This window comes from Bacillus sp. EKM206B, from assembly GCF_011066015.1.
Taxonomy (GTDB): domain Bacteria; phylum Bacillota; class Bacilli; order Bacillales; family Bacillaceae; genus Bacillus; species Bacillus velezensis.
This window is the reverse complement of the sequence record NZ_JAAMNL010000001.1, coordinates 340,614-360,754: the sequence shown is the minus strand read 5'-3', so window position 1 is coordinate 360,754 and position 20,141 is coordinate 340,614. Positions and strand designations below refer to the sequence as shown.

23 protein-coding genes are annotated in these 20,141 nt (G+C 46.1%); 4 read left to right on the top strand and 19 right to left on the bottom strand.

Going from position 1 to position 20,141, the window contains the following annotated elements; all coding sequences use genetic code 11:
* The 3 genes from cls (at position 1) to xynA (ending at position 3,085) form a co-directional block, all read left to right on the top strand.
* Positions 1 to 1,449: a cardiolipin synthase gene (gene cls, locus G9F50_RS01795; RefSeq protein ID WP_003151210.1), complete on the top strand. Its 1,449-nt coding sequence runs from the start codon at positions 1 to 3 to the stop codon at positions 1,447 to 1,449.
* 136 nt (positions 1,450 to 1,585) lie between these two features.
* A complete protein-coding gene (locus G9F50_RS01790) occupies positions 1,586 to 1,972 on the top strand; it encodes a DUF5362 family protein (RefSeq protein ID WP_007407576.1) in 387 nt (128 codons plus the stop codon).
* A gap of 471 nt (positions 1,973 to 2,443) precedes the next feature.
* Positions 2,444 to 3,085 (top strand): endo-1,4-beta-xylanase XynA, encoded by a 642-nt coding sequence (xynA, locus tag G9F50_RS01785; protein WP_007407578.1) that lies wholly within the window; start codon positions 2,444 to 2,446, stop codon positions 3,083 to 3,085.
* A gap of 330 nt (positions 3,086 to 3,415) precedes the next feature.
* Here the strand turns inward: xynA and G9F50_RS01780 are convergent, their stop codons facing one another.
* The 16 genes from G9F50_RS01780 to G9F50_RS01705 form a co-directional block, all read right to left on the bottom strand.
* Positions 3,416 to 3,820, bottom strand: a complete 405-nt coding sequence (locus G9F50_RS01780; protein WP_003151203.1) for an Rrf2 family transcriptional regulator — start codon at positions 3,818 to 3,820, stop codon at positions 3,416 to 3,418.
* A 140-nt stretch (positions 3,821 to 3,960) separates the two neighbouring features.
* Positions 3,961 to 5,670, bottom strand: coding sequence for an urease subunit alpha (gene ureC / locus G9F50_RS01775; RefSeq protein WP_060562442.1), 1,710 nt, complete (start codon positions 5,668 to 5,670; stop codon positions 3,961 to 3,963).
* Positions 5,667 to 6,041 carry an urease subunit beta gene (gene ureB, locus G9F50_RS01770; RefSeq protein WP_012118652.1) on the bottom strand — a complete coding sequence of 125 codons (375 nt, stop codon included), beginning with the start codon at positions 6,039 to 6,041 and terminating at the stop codon, positions 5,667 to 5,669. Before ureB ends, ureC begins: the two co-directional genes overlap by 4 nt.
* Positions 6,038 to 6,355, bottom strand: coding sequence for an urease subunit gamma (gene ureA / locus G9F50_RS01765; RefSeq protein WP_007407581.1), 318 nt, complete (start codon positions 6,353 to 6,355; stop codon positions 6,038 to 6,040). Before ureA ends, ureB begins: the two co-directional genes overlap by 4 nt.
* Before the next feature lie 353 nt (positions 6,356 to 6,708).
* The gene (locus G9F50_RS01760) at positions 6,709 to 6,897 is read right to left on the bottom strand and encodes a CsbD family protein (RefSeq protein WP_015418407.1); all 189 of its coding nucleotides are present in this window, start codon (positions 6,895 to 6,897) and stop codon (positions 6,709 to 6,711) included.
* A gap of 74 nt (positions 6,898 to 6,971) precedes the next feature.
* Positions 6,972 to 7,451, bottom strand: coding sequence for a hypothetical protein (locus G9F50_RS01755; RefSeq protein ID WP_060562441.1), 480 nt, complete (start codon positions 7,449 to 7,451; stop codon positions 6,972 to 6,974).
* Positions 7,452 to 7,572: 121 nt separating this feature from the next.
* The gene (locus G9F50_RS01750) at positions 7,573 to 8,703 is read right to left on the bottom strand and encodes a response regulator aspartate phosphatase (RefSeq protein ID WP_060562440.1); all 1,131 of its coding nucleotides are present in this window, start codon (positions 8,701 to 8,703) and stop codon (positions 7,573 to 7,575) included.
* A gap of 190 nt (positions 8,704 to 8,893) precedes the next feature.
* Complete coding sequence (gene moaA / locus G9F50_RS01745; RefSeq protein ID WP_014419094.1) at positions 8,894 to 9,919, bottom strand: GTP 3',8-cyclase MoaA; 1,026 nt, start codon at positions 9,917 to 9,919, stop codon at positions 8,894 to 8,896.
* A gap of 17 nt (positions 9,920 to 9,936) precedes the next feature.
* The gene (gene fdhD, locus G9F50_RS01740; protein WP_017418742.1) at positions 9,937 to 10,725 is read right to left on the bottom strand and encodes a formate dehydrogenase accessory sulfurtransferase FdhD; all 789 of its coding nucleotides are present in this window, start codon (positions 10,723 to 10,725) and stop codon (positions 9,937 to 9,939) included.
* A 94-nt stretch (positions 10,726 to 10,819) separates the two neighbouring features.
* Complete coding sequence (locus G9F50_RS01735) at positions 10,820 to 10,984, bottom strand: hypothetical protein (protein WP_007407587.1); 165 nt, start codon at positions 10,982 to 10,984, stop codon at positions 10,820 to 10,822.
* An 85-nt stretch (positions 10,985 to 11,069) separates the two neighbouring features.
* The gene (locus G9F50_RS01730) at positions 11,070 to 11,750 is read right to left on the bottom strand and encodes a VWA domain-containing protein (RefSeq protein WP_015240755.1); all 681 of its coding nucleotides are present in this window, start codon (positions 11,748 to 11,750) and stop codon (positions 11,070 to 11,072) included.
* A 309-nt stretch (positions 11,751 to 12,059) separates the two neighbouring features.
* Positions 12,060 to 12,746 carry a VWA domain-containing protein gene (locus tag G9F50_RS01725; RefSeq protein ID WP_007407590.1) on the bottom strand — a complete coding sequence of 229 codons (687 nt, stop codon included), beginning with the start codon at positions 12,744 to 12,746 and terminating at the stop codon, positions 12,060 to 12,062.
* A 265-nt stretch (positions 12,747 to 13,011) separates the two neighbouring features.
* A complete protein-coding gene (gene spoIID, locus G9F50_RS01720) occupies positions 13,012 to 14,043 on the bottom strand; it encodes a stage II sporulation protein D (RefSeq protein ID WP_060562439.1) in 1,032 nt (343 codons plus the stop codon).
* 199 nt (positions 14,044 to 14,242) lie between these two features.
* Positions 14,243 to 15,553 carry a UDP-N-acetylglucosamine 1-carboxyvinyltransferase gene (gene murA, locus G9F50_RS01715; RefSeq protein ID WP_007614362.1) on the bottom strand — a complete coding sequence of 437 codons (1,311 nt, stop codon included), beginning with the start codon at positions 15,551 to 15,553 and terminating at the stop codon, positions 14,243 to 14,245.
* 33 nt (positions 15,554 to 15,586) lie between these two features.
* The gene (locus G9F50_RS01710; RefSeq protein WP_060562438.1) at positions 15,587 to 16,327 is read right to left on the bottom strand and encodes a YwmB family TATA-box binding protein; all 741 of its coding nucleotides are present in this window, start codon (positions 16,325 to 16,327) and stop codon (positions 15,587 to 15,589) included.
* Between the two features lie 141 nt (positions 16,328 to 16,468).
* Positions 16,469 to 16,699: a DUF1146 family protein gene (locus G9F50_RS01705; protein WP_007614366.1), complete on the bottom strand. Its 231-nt coding sequence runs from the start codon at positions 16,697 to 16,699 to the stop codon at positions 16,469 to 16,471.
* 172 nt (positions 16,700 to 16,871) lie between these two features.
* Between G9F50_RS01705 and G9F50_RS01700 the strand changes: the two genes are divergently transcribed.
* Positions 16,872 to 17,342: a hypothetical protein gene (locus G9F50_RS01700; RefSeq protein ID WP_060562437.1), complete on the top strand. Its 471-nt coding sequence runs from the start codon at positions 16,872 to 16,874 to the stop codon at positions 17,340 to 17,342.
* Between the two features lie 44 nt (positions 17,343 to 17,386).
* Here G9F50_RS01700 and G9F50_RS01695 read toward each other — a convergent pair whose 3' ends face one another.
* From G9F50_RS01695 to atpG, 3 genes are read right to left on the bottom strand one after another with little or no spacing between them, the layout of a single operon-like run.
* Positions 17,387 to 17,785 (bottom strand): F0F1 ATP synthase subunit epsilon, encoded by a 399-nt coding sequence (locus G9F50_RS01695; protein WP_003151176.1) that lies wholly within the window; start codon positions 17,783 to 17,785, stop codon positions 17,387 to 17,389.
* Between the two features lie 23 nt (positions 17,786 to 17,808).
* Positions 17,809 to 19,230 carry a F0F1 ATP synthase subunit beta gene (gene atpD / locus G9F50_RS01690; protein WP_003151173.1) on the bottom strand — a complete coding sequence of 474 codons (1,422 nt, stop codon included), beginning with the start codon at positions 19,228 to 19,230 and terminating at the stop codon, positions 17,809 to 17,811.
* Between the two features lie 25 nt (positions 19,231 to 19,255).
* On the bottom strand, positions 19,256 to 20,119 hold the full coding sequence (gene atpG, locus G9F50_RS01685) for an ATP synthase F1 subunit gamma (protein WP_003151172.1): 864 nt from the start codon (positions 20,117 to 20,119) through the stop codon (positions 19,256 to 19,258).
* Between the last annotated feature and the right edge of the window lie 22 nt (positions 20,120 to 20,141).

Below are 20,141 nucleotides of genomic sequence, written 5' to 3'. Positions count from 1 at the left end.
GTGAGCATTTCATTTATTTTATTCGGATTTTTTTTCGTTTTAAATATACTTTTGGCCGTCATCATGATTTTCAAAGAAAGACGCGATGCCAGCGCTTCATGGGCTTGGCTCTTGGTTCTTTTTTTTATTCCCATTTTAGGGTTTATTTTATACCTGTTATTCGGCCATAACCTGAGACGCAAGCATCTGTTTCAATGGGAAGACCGTAAAAAAATCGGGATAGAAAAGCTGCTGAAGTTTCAGCTGAAAGATCTGAAGTCGAGGCAATTCCAATTTAACAACAGGGCGACTGTGGATAATAAAGACCTCATCTATATGCTTGTCATGAACAACCACGCAGTCTTTACAGAGGATAATTCGGTGGAGATTTTGACGGACGGGCGCGATAAGTTCAAACGCTTAATGAAGGACATTTCCAACGCAAAAGATCACATTCACCTTCAATACTATATTTATAAAGGTGATGAACTGGGAAAAAAATTGCGCGATGCTTTAGTGAAAAAAGCACGGGAAGGCGTAAAAGTCAGAGTGTTATATGATGAACTCGGTTCAAGATCACTCAGAAAAAAATTCTTCAAACCGCTGCGGGACGCCGGCGGCCATGTGGAAGTCTTTTTTCCTTCCAGGCTTCGTCCGATTAATTTGCGGCTCAATTACCGGAATCACCGCAAGCTCGTCATCATTGACGGCGAAACCGGCTATGTCGGCGGCTTTAACGTCGGAGATGAATATCTCGGCCTGAATCCGAAATTCGGCTACTGGCGCGATACGCACCTCAGGCTTCAAGGCACGGCGGTACACGCCATTCAGACACGGTTTATCCTCGATTGGAACCAAGCCTCCCATCATCATACGCTCACATACGTTCCGAATCATTTTCCGGAATGCGAGCCGAAGGGCAACGTCGGGATGCAGATTGTCACGAGCGGACCGGACTCAGAATGGGAACAAATTAAAAACGGCTATATCAAGATGATCTCAACGGCCAAACGGTCGATCCTGATTCAGACGCCTTACTTTATTCCTGACTCAAGTCTTTTAGATGCCCTCAGGATCGCCTGTCTGTCAGGCATCGACGTCAAAATCATGATTCCGAACAAGCCGGATCACGCTTTCGTTTACTGGGCGACTTTATCTTACATCGGCGATCTTTTGAAAGCCGGAGCCTCAGTCTACATTTACGATAACGGCTTTATTCATGCAAAAACGATTGTCGTCGATGATGAGACGGCTTCAGTCGGTACGGCGAATATCGACGTCAGAAGCTTCAGACTTAATTTTGAAGTCAACGCCTTTATTTATGACGTCACCATTGCGAAAAAACTCATTTCCTCATTTAAAGAAGATCTGCTCGTCTCCAGAAAATATACGTATGAAGAATATCAGGAGCGTTCGCTGCGGATCCGCATTAAAGAATCGATTTCAAGACTTCTTTCGCCGATTTTGTAATTCCCGGGGTGTTTTCTCGGGAATTTTCTGATATAAAAACGGACACGGCATGAAAAAACACATTTTATATTCAAAAGAATGACCGAATAGTGTATAAATGAAAAGTGAGTATTTTTTTGTAAAGGAGTGCCATAGTTTGAAACCTGAATCAGTGAATCGTTCGCTTATTTCTATTTCGAAATGGGGAAAAGCGACAGGTATTTTATTTATTATCGTGGGTGCGTTTGCGGCGCTGTCGGGCGCGTTTTTCTTTTTAATCGGAGCCATTCCCGGCGTTCTGCAGATCATTGCCGGCATTTTTCTGATGCGCTCGGCAAATGAAGCGGGACAGATGGCGGAGCAGTTCAATGAACTGACAGAAGAACATATGCTGGAGAATTATGCAAAGTTCGTGAAAATGCAGGGGATCTACCTGATTGTGACGGTCGGCTTGTCCGTTCTCGGTATTGTTCTCTTCATTGTCCTCATGACGCTCGGCATCGTGGACGGCGTGTTTAATAATATTGATGCCAATACATATTAAAAAGGAAAATCCCGGCGCATCCGCCCGGGATTTTTTCTTATTCCGCTTCTTCGACAACGGTAAAGTTTTTCTGCTTTCGATTTTCCAATACGACGATGGCATAATGGCGCAGCTGATGCAGCTGTCTGCAAATATTCTTTCAGACATTTCGACTTCAGCTCAAAAAAGTTTATTCAAATAAAGCTTTTCCTCAGAGTTTCAACTGAAATCACTCAATTGTTCGACTGTTCCTGATCAGGTTTAGAAGCAAGAATTGTGATTCTGCAAAATAAGGATAAAAGCCATGGCGGAACAAGACCACTTATCATACAGTTTTTGGGTCTTTGTAATTAAATTACAATTGTTCTTAATATTCACTCATGTATTCATGCTATTATATTGAAAGGAACGATCAAAAGCGTTGGCGTTCGTTAAATATTTACGAGTGCTGCCTCATGTCAAAGTCAGAAAAAATAGTATAGGAGGTAACATATGTTTAAGTTTAAAAAGAAATTCTTAGTTGGATTGACGGCAGCTTTCATGAGTATCAGCATGTTTTCGGCAACCGCCTCTGCAGCTGGCACAGATTACTGGCAAAATTGGACTGATGGGGGCGGAACAGTCAACGCTGTCAATGGATCTGGCGGGAATTACAGTGTTAATTGGTCTAATACCGGAAATTTCGTTGTTGGTAAAGGCTGGACTACAGGCTCGCCATTTAGAACAATAAACTATAATGCCGGAGTCTGGGCGCCGAATGGCAATGGATATTTGACTTTATATGGCTGGACGAGAGCACCTCTCATCGAATATTATGTGGTGGATTCATGGGGTACTTACAGACCTACCGGAACGTATAAAGGTACTGTAAAGAGTGATGGAGGTACATATGACATATATACAACGACACGTTATAACGCACCTTCCATTGATGGCGATAACACTACTTTTACGCAGTACTGGAGTGTTCGCCAGTCGAAGAGACCAACCGGAAGCAACGCTGCAATCACTTTCAGCAATCATGTTAACGCATGGAAGAGCCATGGAATGAATCTGGGCAGTAATTGGGCTTATCAAGTCTTAGCGACAGAAGGATATAAAAGCAGCGGAAGTTCTAATGTAACAGTGTGGTAACAGCTCATCTTTAATTAGGGGCAGCTAACGGGCTGCTGATCGTTCCTAGAGAAATTTTATAATGATTGTTAAGAGGCGAACGGTTTTGGCATTGCTGGAGGCAGGATATCATTTTTTGTTTAACTTGCTCACAGCTGACACCTTCACATAAGTCTTAAGCAAAATAAAAATATCCCGGTAACCACCTCCTTTAGTTTCGGAGGATTTCTTCATTAAACAGATCGCAATCCGCATCCAGGCGTGTCTGAATATGGAGCCAAAACCGCGATTTCCTCATTACTCATTGTAACCATTTTCGTTACACCGCTAGCGGCATGAACCCATCTCTTTTTAACAAAAGAGATGATTCATTACATCATAAAGGGACTTGCTCGCAAGTTCATTCTCCATTGCCCGCTGTACGCTTCCGAACGTCTCATCGAGCGCGCGCTGAATATTTTTTCCGACCGGACAGTCGGGGTTCGGATTGTCGTGAACCGCAAAAAGCTCTTCCTTATTCTGCACCGCCCTGTAAACCTCTAAGAGGGTGATCTCCGACGGATCTTTTTTCAGGCTGGCTCCCGGAACACCCGCCCGGGATGTCAGAATACCCGCTTTTTTCAGCTGGCTGATCGTTCTCCGCACGACGACGGGATTGGTGTTTACGCTGCCCGCAATCATGTCCGATGACGCCCGTTCATCCGTTGAGATCAGCGATAGAATGTGAATGGCCACAGCAAGACGGCTGTTAATCATGTTTTTCACCACCGTTGTAACCGCAATAGTTACATTTCATTTGTTTGTCAACTACTAATATACACTAAAACGGGCGGCAGGATGAAATCAAGTTGGCAATAGAGGGTAAACAGGCCGGCGGGAAACCGGCCGAAGAGGGATTAAAATAAGAAATAACGCTGTCCGAGCGGAACATAGCTGACAGGCTGGCATGCCAGCTCTTCTCCGTCGGCGAACACCTGATAAGTTTTCGGATCGACTTGTATATTCGGCATCGCGTCATTCAGCTTCATGTCGAGCTTACTCAGCTTACGGATATTCCGTACGGGAGAAATCATTTTTTCAAGGCCGAGCTTTTCCGGCACACCGTTTGCGATACCGGCCTGGGACATAAATGTAATAGAGGTATTTCGGTTTGCTTTACCGTATGATGCGTACATCTGCCGCATAAACACGGGCTCAGGCGTCGGAATGGAAGCATTCGGATCTCCCATCTGGGCGCGGGCGATCATGCCGCCTTTGAGCACAAGTTCAGGTTTGACGCCGAAGAAAACCGGGTCCCATAGTACGAGGTCGGCGAGCTTTCCTTTTTCAACGGAACCGACTTCATGGCTCAGGCCGTGAGTGACGGCCGGGTTGATCGTGTATTTGGCGATATAGCGTTTGGCGCGCACATTGTCATTGCCGTTTTCTCCTGATAAAGCGCCGCGCTGTTTTTTCATTTTATCGGCCACCTGCCATGTCCGGATAATCACTTCACCCACCCTGCCCATCGCCTGCGAGTCAGATGACGTCATGCTGATCGCGCCGATATCGTGCAGAATATCCTCCGCCGCAATGGTGGCCGCTCTGATGCGTGAATGACTGAACGCCACGTCTTCAGGCACTTTTGAATCTAAATGATGGCAGACCATCATCATATCAAGATGCTCGTCCATTGTGTTGACGGTATACGGAATCGTTGGCGTCGTAGAGGACGGCAGGATATTGGCGTAAGATGCGAGTTTCATAATATCCGGTGAGTGGCCTCCGCCGGCTCCCTCTATGTGATATGTATGAATAACCCGGTCGCCGATCGCATCAAGCGTATTTTCTAAAAAGCCCGCTTCATTTATCGTGTCTGTGTGGATCGCCACCTGAATGTCCGCCTCATCCGCTGCTTCCATGCAAGCTTTAATGGCGCTTGGCGTTGATCCCCAATCTTCATGCAGCTTCAGGCCGATCGCGCCTGCTTCCACCTGCTCGATCAGCGGCGCTTTATCGGATGCATTCCCTTTTCCTAAGAAACCGACGTTGATCGGAAACTCCTCGGCCGCTTCCAGCATTCTCGACATGTACCATGCACCGGATGTACAAGTCGTCGCTTTACTTCCCGTCGCAGGACCCGTTCCGCCGCCGAGAAGCGTGGTCACGCCTGAAGAAAGCGCGACTTCCATCTGCTGCGGGCAGATAAAGTGGATATGCGTATCCACCCCGCCGGCCGTTACGATTTTCCCTTCGCCGGAAATGACTTCTGTTCCGGCACCGATAATCATGTGCGGGTCCACCCCATCCATAATATCAGGGTTGCCGCTTTTTCCGACGCCGACAATCCGGCCGTCCTTCACCCCGATATCCGCCTTGACGATTCCGGTATAATCCAGGATAACCGCGTTTGTAATGACCAGATCAAGCGCTCCGTCTTTCCCGGTGATACGCCCGTTCTGCCCCATGCCGTCCCGGATTGTTTTCCCTCCGCCGAAAATCATTTCTTCACCGTAATTCGTGAAATCTTTTTCGACTTCAATCCATAAATCCGTATCTCCGAGTCTGACTTTGTCTCCCGTTGTCGGTCCGAACAGTTCTGCGTATTGCTCACGTGACATTTTCATCGGATCGCCTCCTCCATCCATCCGGCTTTTTTAAGATTTGACAGAGTCTTCTCTTTTCCCCGCTCATCCATATACGTATCGGCCATGCCGTTGAGACCTCTGACCGTTTTTCGCCCTCCGATTTCCACGAGCGTGACGGTTTTCTCTTCTCCCGGTTCAAAACGGACAGATGTGCCTGACGGAATATCAAGGCGCATGCCGATTGCTTTGTCCCGATTGAAGGAAAGGGCGCCGTTGGCTTCGGCAAAATGAAAATGCGATCCTACCTGCACTGACCGTGTTCCGTTATTGGTGACTGACACCTCCAGCGTCTTCCGGCCTTCGTTAATGGTGATGATCCCCTTTGCGACTTGAATCGCTCCCGGCTTCATGACTTCACCTCCGCTTTGATCGGCTGATGAACGGTGACAAGCTTAACCCCGTCCGGGAACGTCGCTTCCACCTGAATGCTGTCCAGCATTTCCGGAACGCCTTCCATAACATCTTTTTCCGTCAATACATTGCGGCCGGATTCCATCAGCTCAGCAACGCTTTTTCCGTCTCTCGCGCCTTCCATCAGATAACAGGTCAAATATGCGGCGGCTTCGGGATAATTCAGCAGAACGCCGCGCGCCTTCCGCTGCTTAGCGAGCTCTCCCGCCGTAAAAATAAGCAATTTTTCTTGTTCAACCGGTGTCAGTTTCATCTGTATTCCCCCTTAGTGATAGTCAAACACAATCCGCATGGTCATACCGAAACGATGCAGGCGGCCGTCACCCCCTTCACCTCATGAAATGTTAAGTGATAAAAGTTATTCGACGGTGAACGGCCCGATTCCTTTTGCAGAAATTACCGATTTCTCATTTTTTTCTTCAACAAACGTTTAATTAAATGTGAAGAAAGGTTACATTCTATGTGAATATTATAAAGAAATTACCGGTGAATTTATAGAATATTTAAAAATTTAGTGAATATTAACCAAATGAACTGGAATTTTTGTCATTTCTCATAACAAAAAGCCCAAAATATTTTGGGCTTTTGCTGTGTTTCACTATCAAATTAATCATCACTGAGTTTATCTTTCGTTTTACCGACACCCTTTTGCAGGCTGCCTTTCGCTTTGTCTTTTTTACCTTCCGCTTTTAAGTCGGACTTGTCTGCCATGTCTCCTGCTTTGTCCTTTGCTTCCCCTTTCATTTTGTTCATGCCGCCTTTTACTTTGTCTTTTAAACCGTTATCTTGACTCATGATCTCTTCAGCTCCTTTTTTGTTCTGTGTACTTGTTTTCTTCCCTTTCAGCCTGAACACAAACATTTCAACTCTCAATTATTGATTTCACAGCGTTCCCCGTAGCGGAGCACTTTGTAAACGGCCAATCCGTCTGACAGCTTATTATCCCCGTATTGCACCGGCAGAAGGGCAAAGAAAACATAATAAGTTGAAAAATAGACAAATTGGTAAAAAAATAAGTTTGGCTCGAGGATATCTTTTATGATCAGCAGATTTATTAAAAAGATAGAAGCGAGATTAAACAGACAGCCTCCGGAATAGACGAGCGCGCTCGTCAGACGGTTATCTATCCGCAATTCGCCGAACTTGCAGAAAGAATCTATGAAGTAGATACGCCGAACCTGAATCGGCCCTACTTTTAAAAGACGTTTCCCCATTCCGATATCCAATGATGCCTTGCCTCCGAACAGCATGGCCATAAAGCTGTGTCCCGACACATGGATGACAGACACCATCGGCAGAATGATGAGAAATGATACGAAAAACTTTATCATATCATTGAATCCGAACAACAAATCCCTCCTTCCCCTTGTACTTTTTTCTCTCTTTTGCGATTTTTCCGTTTTTTTCTATGGTCAAACGTTATGATGTGCATAAAAAAATAACCATCTGCTGAGCAGATGGTTAAGAAAATTATATATCGTATAAACACTGTTCTTTTTGAATGTTTTCTCTCATGCGAATCGCTTTTTCATAAAAATACGCCGCTTCTTTATATTGCCCATGTCCGCTTGTGTAAATGGCGGCCTCCAAGGCGAAATCTTCAATATACACATACAGCGATTTTTCATTCATATAGTCAAACACTTCATGGATTAAATCCATATTGAGTGACTCCAAATAAAGCGCTTGTAAAAACTTATACTTCTCTAAACTGAATCGGTCGCCCCGTTCTTTCGCGATCATGACCCCTCTTTCATAATAGGTAAGGGCCGCTTGGTCATCATGCATCCTGAAAAGGGTGTGCGTTAAGCTGAACAGCGCCTTCGGAAGCTGTTCAAGCTGATGCTCTTCAAAAACGGGAACCGCTTTTCTAAAGTACCGGGCCGCTTCATCCAGATCGCGCTTTTCAGAATAACAATTCCCCAGATTGTAAAGCGAAGACCCGATCAGGCGGGGCTGTCCTTCAAGCAAAGAAAGGCGGAGGGCTTCGTCTAAATGCTCAAGCGCTTTGTCGTAGTTTTTGCAGTCGATGTAGTTTCCTGAGATGACGAAATGGCATTGAATTCTCCGCACTCTGTAGAAATCGTGTTTCATATACGTATCCAGCGCCTGAATCCCGTGATTCATGGAAAAATGAGTCTGCTTCATGACATAAAACACTTCAGACATCTTGAAATGGAATTCCGCCCTCTCTATATCATCCTCGACAAATGAAAGGAGTTTTTCCGCTTTCCGGTAAAAAGAAATAGCCGCAACATAGTTATTGTGATCGAATTCATACATCCCTCTGAACAAATGGAAATAATACTCAGACAGTCCCGATATGCTGTCCGTGCTTTCGATCGTCTTTTGCAGCTCGCTGTACTGAATCTGTGATTGTTCGGTGCATTCCGGCTTGACGTAATCAAGCATAATATGATGGCGGTAGCTGATCAGCTGATAATATAACAGCAGCAGCTGGTCTTCCTCCATACGTTGTATATCCTCATCAATTTCCTCTTTCAGCTTTATGGCATCAGCCGCTTGAAACGCTAAAATGTGCTTGTACCATTTGTTGATCTTGACTCCAACTTGAGATGACGGAATCTCGTATGCGGTCATGCCCCTTTCACAACCTTTTCTAATTTCTATTGGTTATATTTTAACATATTGTATGGCTTTGGAATTGCATAACTTGATTGTCCTGCATCAAAATTCCTATCATATATTTCGGCTGTCATCGGTATTTTTTGAACAGACCGCTCTCATATTGTGAATAAAAAAGCCTGCCCTTGTCCGGGCAAGCTTTTCTTCATCCGCCTATATAAGACATTTCCACTTTCTTTTTCCCATCCGTTTTAGAAAGCGCGCGGTCAATTGAATACTGATCCGTGCGATTTCTCCAGACAGAAGCGATGGATTCCGTCAATTCATCATCGGTCAGACCGCCGCGCACGAGCTTCCGAACATCATAGCCGCTTGACGCAAACAGGCACGTAAACAGCTCGCCTCTCGCCGACAGGCGCGCTCTGTTGCAGGAGGCGCAGAATGCATCCGATACGGAGGAAATTACGCCGATTTCGCCGGAACCGTCAAGATAGCGGAACCTGGAAGCGACCTCTCCTTTATAATTCGCTTCTATCGGCTCCGTCGGCATGTGCTGGTTGATCAGATCAATAATCTCGGCCTTCGTGATCACGTCTTTTTTATTCCATTGATTCGTATTGCCGACATCCATAAATTCAATAAACCGGAGAATATGACCCTTTTCTTTAAAATAGCGGGCCATCGGCAGGATATCTTTTTCATTGACGCCCTTTTGAACAACCATGTTGATTTTCACACCGAGTCCGGCCGATTTTGCCGCCTCAATGCCCTCAAGCACCTTGTTCACCGAAACCCCGCGGCCGTTAATGGCCTTAAACCGCTCATCCTCTAAAGAATCGAGGCTGACTGTCACGCGATGCAGCCCCGCCTGCTTCAGTTTTTCCGCATACACGGGAAGCAGAGAGCCGTTTGTCGTCATCGCGATATCTTTAAGTCCGGGGATGCGCGCAAGTTTTTTGATCAATTCAGGCATATCTTTTCTCATGAGCGGCTCTCCGCCCGTCAGCCTGATTTTTTCAACGCCGAAGCGGCCGACAAACAGCTTCGCAAGCCGCTCAAGCTCCTCGAAGGAGAGCAATTCCGTCTTTTGTAAAAATGGATAATCCGGTCCGAATAATTCGGCTGGCATACAGTACGTGCATCTGAAGTTGCAGCGGTCGGTTACAGAGATACGAAGATCCCTGAGCGGCCTTTCCCTTTTGTCTGTCACCCGGCGCGTTTCTGTATTCATAAGCCCAAGACCCCTTTCTATTGTTCAACCCGTTCAGGATGTGTGTATACGTTAAATGATCCGTTTCTGACAAAACCTATCGCGGTTATGTTCAGCTCTTCCGCCATTTGCAGCGCGAGCTCCGTCGGCGCCGATTTTGAAATGACAATCGACACGCCGATTTTTGCGGCTTTTAATAAAACCTCTGAGGAAATCCGGCCGCTGAAGACGATCAGCTTGTCACGGACCGGCATTCCGTTTTTCAAACAGCAGCCGTACAGCTTATCCAGCGCGTTGTGGCGCCCGATGTCCGTCCTCATGAAGAGCAGCTTTTCCGTATCGCACAGCGCTGCATTATGGACGCCGCCCGTTTCCCGGAAGGTGCCGCTCCCGCTTTGCATCTCCTTCATCAGGCGAAGGCACGTCTCAGGAGTTATGGTGATACGGCTGACGGCGGTTTTGGCCGTTTTCACATCCTGCTGAAAGTAAAAATGGCGGCCTTTCCCGCAGCATGAACCGATGACCCTCTTCGTATAGTCTTTTTGCTCAAGCACCCCGGGATTCGTCAGTTCAACATATGCAAACCCGAGACTTTCATCTATAGTAAAGCTTTTGATTTCTTTTTCAAAACGAATGACGCCTTCTGATGCGAGAAATCCGATGACGAGTTCCTCTAAATGGTCAGGCGTGCAGACGAGCGTAACAAATTCCTGCCCGTTCACCATGACGGTCAGCGGATACTCTGAAACCATCCGATCTGCCGTTTTTGTTAATACCCCTTTTTCATAGCGGTATATGTCTCTTACCGCTGTTGTTTTTTCATCCACTGTTTTCCCCTCCGCAGTATCCTTCTCTTTTATTCTTCCACAATCCCTGTATTTTGTCGAATTTGCGGTTTAAAAAAAGAGCCCTCTTAGGACTCTATGTTTCATTGCGATGATGTCTGCTCAGAATGGTGAATAAAATAACTGCGGCGATAATGGCCAATATACTGACGAATATGAAGGCGGCAAGCTTCAGAAAAATTCCCATCAGAACAAAAACGACTGCCGCCAGCACTAATATAATGCCTGCTCCTTTTAACAACAGCGTTCATCTCCTTTTATCCGTATCATTCCCGCGGTTCCGTTTTCTAAACAAAAAAGACGCCGCGCGGGCGTCCTTTTTTAACCTATTCTTTTGCTAAATCCTTTGCAGCGTCTTCCCAAGCCTGTTTGAACTCGTCCGCGCTGTCAGCTGAGACATATGTGCCGCCTCCCGCTTCCGCCGCTTTTTCAAGGCTTTCGCTTCCTTTCATGCCGAAGTTGAAGCCGATGATATTGACGATCGTGTTGACGTTCGCTTTACGGAGCTTTTGAATTTCGGCCTGAGGATTACCTCCGCATGTTTCTTCACCGTCTGTGATCAGATATACGACGTTTTTCCCCGCGGCGCCGGCCCGCTCAAATTCTTCACGCGTATCAGAAAGCGCTTTCGCAATCGGTGTCCAGCCGGTCGGTTTAATCTTGCTGAGTGATTGCTCAAATGGAGTCACGGCGTACGGCTGAAGGCCGTATAACGTTTCTGTCGCATTACATGATACGGCTTTGCCTGAGTTTTTATTATTCCCCTTATGTCCGAATACCCGAAGCATCAGATTCGTGTCTTCAGGAAGAACTTCCGCAAAAGAAGTGACAGACTCTTTCGCAACATCTATTTTACGCTCTCCCCCTGTTTTTTGTATCATGCTTCCGCTTGCATCAAACAGCACGGCAACGTTTGTTTCTTCGTGCTTTTTCTCAGCTGCAAAAACAGGTGATCCGAGTGAAAGCGTCAAAAGTCCGACAATCCCCGCAGTGAACATTTTTTTCATTTCCTTCATTCCTCTCCGTTTGTTTTTGGCCGATGGGCCCCCGGCTCTTCTCTATGCTAGATGACGAGTATGCAAAAAGATATAGGGCGGGATTCCTTTTGTATAAGCGGCGGTACGCCGTTAAAAATGAGCAGAATTATGCGCATCATCCTAAAAAGATTGGATAAATGATGACAGATTTAATGCCTTTTTCGCCCTTTTTGTAATATAAGTCCGGAATCTGATTCTTTTTACAGTTTTCTCTTCATCTTTTCTTGAAATTTTTGTTAAATAAAAATAAAAAAAAGGGCCGATAAACGGCACCTTTTCTTATTCCGCTAATGAACTCGCTGCCATTGTAAAGATGCGGTTCATATCCTTTTGGCTGTGAGCTTCGTAATATTTTCCTCCGCCCGCTTTGGCAATCTCGTGAAGCTGGCCGTTGAAGCCTTCCTTAAAGTCAAAGCCGATCACGTTGACTTTAATATGCTGTTTGCGAAGTTCTTTCGCTGTCTTAACAGGATCTCCTCCGCATGTCTCCTCGCCGTCCGTCAACAGGAAAACGGATTTACTGCCAAGTTTGTGCAAACCGGTAAAGGAAGCCTTCGCATCCTCTAATGCTTTTGCAATCGGTGTCCAGCCCGTAGGCCCGATTCCGTTAAGAGAGTTAAGGAAGCTCTGTCTGTCAAACCTTTGGAATCCGTACACACCGCGAATGGATTCACAAGATTGAACCTTTCCGGAGTTTTTATTATTGCCTTCCGAACCGAAAACCGTCATTCTGACCTGTGATTTAGATTTAATTTGATCCGCAAAACGGACAATTTCTTCTTTTGCCATGTTGTATTTAGAAACACCGTCAATCCGTTTTGCCATACTGCCGCTCGCATCAAGTAAAATGGCGGTATTGTTTTTAAATGAAAGAGTCTTCTCGTTTGCATTCTCGGCAGCAAAAGCAGGAGATGCAGCAGTCAGCATCAATCCGAGCATGAGTATGAGTGAAAATGTTTTTTTCATTGCTTTTTCCCCTTTTCAATAGATTTACGTTCAACGCCGAACAATATTTATCGTAAATGAGATGAAAAGGGAAATAAATAGGACGGCGTTCCTCATTATTTTTGCGTATATTCACATAGAAGCGGCATTTTTATCAGTGATTTACACCCGGCGCTCAGCCTTCAATCGACATTTGTCAGCCTTTAGGCTTTCGTTATATGAGTCTGTTGGTTGCTTTACCGTTTATGGAATAGTTTTCAAAAAAAACAGACGCTCATGAAAGCGTCTATTTTTTCGCCATATATTTGTTTAAAAATGAATCTGCTTCGGAAATGTCCACTCCCTGATAATAATGCTTGACGATGTCTGCCACGGATTTCCCCTGCTGCGCCATGTAATTGGCCCCGTACTGGCTCATGCCGACGCCGTGGCCGAATCCTTTTGTCGTAATGGTGATGCTGCCGCCGTTTCGTTTCCATTCAAAGTCGGCAGAACGGAGTCCGAGTTTTTCCCGGATGTCTCTTCCCTTCAGCTTTTTGCCGTTTATGACGGCCGTCGCCACTTGATGGCCCGGCGTTCTGGCTGTAATCTGTCCCACTGTGTTTTGTCCCGAGAGCTGTACGCCGAGCTTTTGCTGAAACTCCGGCACACTGAAGGTCTGGGTGGCGAGATATTTCGGCGATTGTTTATCCCACGGACTTTTCACGCTCTTTAAATAAGGAATGGCGCTTGTCCAATAGGCTTCCGCATTTTCCGTATACCCGTTGCTCGTAGAGAAGAAAGATGCCTCAATCGGCTTGTTGTCGTACGTTAAAATCTTTCCTTGCGTGCCGGCGACCGCGTTTGTGATTTTCTTGAGGTTGTGTGCGTACTTAGAACCCCATTCTTTTTTCAGCTGGCTTTTGCTTTGATAGACTTGGAACATTTGCGTATCATCCACCAGTGATCCTTTCGGCGCCTGAACGGCTGAGTCAGCGACCATCAGTCTGACGATGAATGTCCGGGCGGCGAGCGCCTGGGCTTTTAAGGCCTCCGGTTTAAAATCTGCGGGCATTTCGGAAGCCACGACACCGATCACGTACTCTTCAAGCGGAATGTTTTCTACAGATTGATTGGATGTCCGATAAACCGGAATGGATACAGGTGATTCTTTCAATGTTTCTGCTCCTTTTGTTTCTCGTGTGGTGTGTGCTGTTTTGTGTCCGGGCTCTCTGTTTACGGCTGCTCCTTTTTCTGCCTGAAACGGAAGGACGAGAATGGTGGGGACTAGAAGAATAAGTATACACAGCCCGGATAGTAGAAATACAATCGGTTTCATATATCAGCTGCCTCCTGCTTGGGATTCGACTCTACTTCATCTTATGGGCAGGGACAAGCTAATATGACTTCCTTTTGGACAGAATCTTTATTCCATTTTTCACGCGAAAAACGTATTCTTTTTTGGAAATCAGAGCATAATAATGATGATAAACCATAAAAAAACAGTATGCCAGATTGACATACTGTTTTTACAGCCATTATGCGTTTAGGTCAGTTACGACTTCTTTGCTTTCTTGTTCAGCGGCCGTTTCATCAACGACACGCTCGATGTCAGCGCCGAGAGCCGCAAGTTTTTGATGGAAATTCACATAACCGCGATCCAAGTGCTTCAGTTCCGTGACGCGTGTATGACCTTCAGCCACTAATCCCGCAAGAATCAGCGCCGCGCCCGCACGCAGGTCCGTAGCGGCAACTTCTGCGCCTTGCAGCTGTACAGGACCGTTAATGATCACAGAACGTCCTTCAATTTTAATGTCGCCATTCATCCGGCGGAATTCTTCAGCATGCATAAAACGGTTTTCAAACACAGTTTCAGTAATCATGCTTGTTCCGCTCGCACGGAGAAGCAGCGCCATCATTTGCGACTGCATATCAGTCGGGAATCCTGGGTGAGGCATCGTTTTAATGTCGATCGGCTTCAGCTGGGCAGGACCGATGACACGAAGGCCTTCTCCTTCATCCGTAATTTTGACTCCCATTTCTTCCATCTTCGCAATTAAAGACGTAAGATGCTCAGGAACCGCACCTTTGACTAATACATTTCCTTCCGTGATAGCCGCAGCCACCATGAAAGTACCCGCTTCAATACGGTCAGGAATGATGTTGTGTCTTACGCCGTGAAGCTTCTCGACACCTTCAATTTTAATGGTGCCTGTGCCGGCTCCGCGGATTTTTCCGCCCATCGCATTGATATAGTTCGCTAAGTCAACGATTTCAGGCTCTTTTGCCACGTTTTCAAGCGTTGTTGTTCCTTCAGCTAAAGCAGCTGCCATAATCAAGTTTTCTGTCGCACCCACACTTGGGAAATCTAAATAGATTTTTGCGCCCTGCAGACGGCCTTCCACTTCTGCTTCAATAAAGCCGTTGCCTACTTTGATTTTTGCACCCATTGCTTCAAAGCCTTTTAAATGCTGATCAATCGGTCTTGAGCCGATTGCGCAGCCGCCCGGAAGCGCTACTCTTGAATGACCCGTACGGGCTAACAGAGGGCCCATAACAAGCACTGACGCGCGCATTTTGCGCACATATTCAAAAGGTGCTTCTGTTTCTAAAGCGTAAGAAGCGTTTACGGTAACTTCATTATTCTCAAAATGCACATCTGCTCCTAAATGACGCAACACTTCGTTGATTGTATATACATCGGAGAGCGTAGGTACATCACATATTACGCTTTTTTCTTCACTTGCTAATAAAGATGCAGCGATAACTGGTAAAACGGCATTTTTTGCTCCTTCAACTTTCACTGTGCCGTTTAACTTCTGACCGCCGCGGACGATGATTTTTTCCAAGGTATTCCCCTCCGCGTCCCTATATTCTCTATATTAATATTCAGTCGTCACGATTGGTGTGCCAACCGTAACGGTATGTTTTTCGCCCATTCCCGCACTTCTAAGCGCAACTTGCACATTCATCTTATGTTTCGATGTCATGATGTAATCTGTCCACTTATATGTAAATGCAGAAACAGAAACGAAATGAGGCTCAACTACATGTTCAACTGGACTTGCTTCAAATTCTTTCATGAGCTGTTCTGCTTTTTTTTGCAAAACAATACTCATATTATCATTTAAATGACCCTTTAGACAAGTAAAAATAAATACTTTATTTTGAAATATGTCATGTGCCTGCCGTTCAAACTGTTCATATGTATCATTCCAGTTTTCCGGTTGCTCCGGGCTCATTTGCTCATATAATAAATACGAAGTTGGGTTCTGGTTTTTGAGGGTAGTGACGAGCTGCAGTTTAAAAGTTGTGTGATTTTTTTTGTCAGAATACGTGCCGACGGCCTTTACGATTTTATCTTCCCGCGCGGTTTTCCAGTGATATTGCGGATACTGCGTCTTCAGTTCTTTTACCTTGTCATCAAATTCACTCAGTGACAGGTTCAGATTTTTTTTCGCATGAAGCGTCCATTCATCTACAGTGACATGCTGCCGCTCCATTCCTTCGGCAATCTGGGCAAGCGGAGACAGCTCACTTGCATGAATGGAATGAAATACCGCTATTAAGGCGCTTAAAAAAACAAAAAATAAGATGATGCGGCCTGCTCTTTTTTTCTTCATACCGATCTCTCCCCCTTACTCCCATTTTTGCCGGAGCCGGGGAAAGCGATACATGGAAAACTTCGTCAAAACTCGCCAAGCGGGTGAAGAAAAATTGGTTGCTCACCCAGCGATTCCCTTCATTTCAACAGACGAAACATCTTAAAATAAGTATGGAAGCTGTTTCGAATAGGTAAGATAATCTAAAAAGAAGTCAGCGACTGCCGTACCGATCGCAATGGTAAGAAGAATGATCAGCAGCCTCGCCTGCACTATTTTTCCTTTTCGGATCAGCGGATCAAAGTTGACGGCCTGAAGCGCCCACCATGTCACCGCAATGCATACCAGGTGAACTAGGATGCTGATTGCGGCCTGCTGCCCCAATACATTCACAAATCCCATCTCCTTTCATTTTTTCCGCCCCTCATATCCTCTCTTATTATATAAGAAGAAGAGAGAAAGATGATCATTTTTACATCAGAATTTTTATCCAAAATTAGGGCCAATCCCCGCTTAAATGTCCGTTCTCCGGCATGATATACTTTTTTGGAAAGGAGATGGGAATATGAATCATTCCTTTTTTCATCCGGAAAAGCAGTATGGAGAAACACTTCCCGTATTTGACCACGAGTGGGAAGCGATAGCATTCTACTATGATTATAGACAGTCTCAAACAGAGGAACTGAAAGAATTATGTCAGTTTTTCAACATTTCTCTTGATTATTCACGCGGCAGCCTGCTGGAGGTGGAAGCTCTTTACTTCCGCAGCATACAAGAGCTGCTTTTGGCGGATTGGAACCTGCCGATTGACGAATTTGAGAAAATGCTCAGTGTGTATGTCATCGATTGCGCCATCAGACACCATGACGATGCCGCATGGGTCGTCAAACCTTATCCGTATACGGACGGCGCCTATACGACGGGTGTGCGGAGAGGAAACAAAACGTGGCACACCGACAACTGCTGCGAACATTTATATTTGCAAAAAGAAGAGGATCATCCGCTTATCGGCGTCTATGAATCTCTTATGCGTTAATATAGAAAAAGAATCCTTCTCAGACAGCCGAGAAGGATTCTTTTTTAGTTTCCTGCAACATCCAATCTGTTTACAGCCCGCTGTAGCGCAAGCTCAGCCCGACGAATGTCAGTATCATCTGATCGTTTGTTCAAACGGTCTTCCGCCCGCTTTTTCGCAGCAAGGGCGCGCTCTTTATCAATGCTTTCCGCTGTTTCAGCGGCTTGTGCAAGGATAGTGACCTGATCAGGACGGACTTCTAAAAATCCGCCGCTGACAGCCGCCAATTCGGTCTGTCCGTCTTTTTTAAGGCGGACAGCGCCGATTTTAAGCGGAGCCACGGTCGGAATATGGCCAGGCAAGATACCGAGATCACCGCTCTCGGCTCTTACACTTACCATTTCAATATCAGCATCATATACTGGGCCGTCGGGAGTAACGATATTGACTTTAACGGTCTTCATGCTTTTACCCTCCTAGGACCAGATTAAACTTCTACACCCATCTCTTTTGCATTCTCAATGACTTCTTCAATGCGTCCCACAAGACGGAATGCATCTTCCGGAAGATGGTCATATTTACCGGAAAGGATTTCTTTAAAGCCTCGTACCGTTTCTTTAACAGGCACGTAAGAACCCTTTTGTCCCGTAAACTGCTCAGCTACGTGGAAGTTTTGAGAAAGGAAGAACTGGATACGGCGTGCGCGGTGAACGACAAGCTTGTCTTCTTCACCTAATTCGTCCATACCGAGAATCGCGATAATATCCTGAAGTTCTTTGTAACGCTGAAGCGTTGACTGGACTTCACGCGCCACCGCATAATGCTCTTCTCCGACAATTTCCGGAGCAAGCGCGCGGGAAGTGGAAGCCAGCGGATCAACCGCAGGGTAGATACCCATTTCAGTTAATTTACGCTCAAGGTTAGTCGTCGCATCCAAGTGAGCGAACGTTGTCGCCGGAGCCGGGTCAGTGTAGTCATCGGCAGGCACGTAGATCGCCTGGATAGATGTAACTGAACCAACGTTTGTAGACGTAATACGCTCTTGAAGCTGACCCATTTCTGTCGCAAGCGTCGGCTGATAACCAACCGCAGAAGGCATACGGCCGAGAAGCGCGGAAACCTCTGAACCCGCTTGTGTGAAACGGAAAATGTTATCGATAAAGAACAGTACGTCCTGTCCTTGTTTATCACGGAAATGCTCAGCCATTGTAAGCCCCGTCAGTGCTACACGCATACGTGCGCCCGGCGGCTCGTTCATTTGTCCGAAGACCATGGCTGTTTTCTTGATAACGCCTGAATCGCTCATTTCGTAGAAAAGGTCGTTCCCTTCACGAGTACGCTCTCCTACACCGGCGAATACGGAAATACCGCCGTGCTCTTGCGCGATGTTGTTGATTAATTCCTGGATTAATACGGTTTTACCTACGCCGGCGCCGCCGAACAATCCGATTTTACCGCCCTTGATGTAAGGAGCGAGCAGGTCAACAACCTTAATTCCCGTTTCAAGAATTTCAACCTCAGTTGAAAGCTCATCGAATGAAGGAGCTGATCTGTGGATCGGGTCCTTTTGAGCATCCGCAGGCAGCGGTTCATTTAAATCAATTTTATCTCCCAGTACGTTAAATACGCGTCCGAGAGTCACATCACCGACAGGAACGGAAATTGGCGCACCTGTATCAACAGCTTCCATTCCGCGCTGAATTCCGTCCGTTGATGCCATGGCAATTGTACGGACTGTATCATCGCCTAAATGAAGAGCAACCTCTAGCGTTAGGTCGATGCCTACTTCATTTTCGCCTGTAGCTGGCTGTGAAACTTTAATCGCATTATAAATCGCAGGCAAGTGGCCGTCCTCGAAACGTACGTCGACAACCGGTCCAAGCACCTGACTTACGCGTCCTTTCTTCATCGCTATCCCTCCTGACAAAATCTTTCTATTCTAAAGCGGCTGCACCGCCGACAATTTCGGTAATTTCTTGTGTAATCGCCGCTTGACGCGCGCGGTTATATGAAAGCGAAAGTGAATCAATGAGTTCTTTCGCATTATCAGTCGCATTTTTCATTGCTGTCATTCTCGCAGCGTGTTCACTTGCTTTACTGTCAAGAAGCGCGCCGTAAATTAAGCTTTCCGCATATTGAGGAAGCAGCACTTCGAGCACCTCTTCTTCATCCGGTTCGAACTCGTATGAAGCCGTGCGCTTCCCGCCGCTCGTTCCGAAATCCGTTAAAGGCAGCACTTTTTTCTCCGTCACTTCCTGTGAAATCGCACTGACGAAATGGTTATACACCAAATGCAGTTCATCAAAAGCGCCGTCGATAAACATTTGAACCGTCTGACGGGTCAAATCTTTAATCTGAGCAAAAGTGACCTCGTCGCCAAGCCCCACTAACTCAGACAAAATCGGCATTTCCCGTTTTTTGAAGAAATCGCGGCCGACTCTGCCGATTGCAATCACCGTGTATTCATCTTTAGACTGATGGCGTTCTTGAATGGTGCGGTAAGCGTTTCGCAAAACCGAACTGTTAAACGCACCCGCAAGCCCGCGGTCAGACGTAATGACGAGATACGCCGTCTTTTTCACTTCTCTTGAGACAAGCATCGGGTGTTTCGCGTTTTTCGCGCCTTTTCCGACGTTAAACACAACCTCCTGGATCTTATCCATATACGGAGCAAATGACTTCGCGTTGGTTTCCGCACGGTTCAGCTTCGCAGCGGATACCATCTGCATGGCTTTTGTAATCTGGCTTGTTTTTTTCGTTGACGTGATCCTTGACTTAATATCGCGTAATGAGGCCAAAGATTTCACCACCTTTATTCTT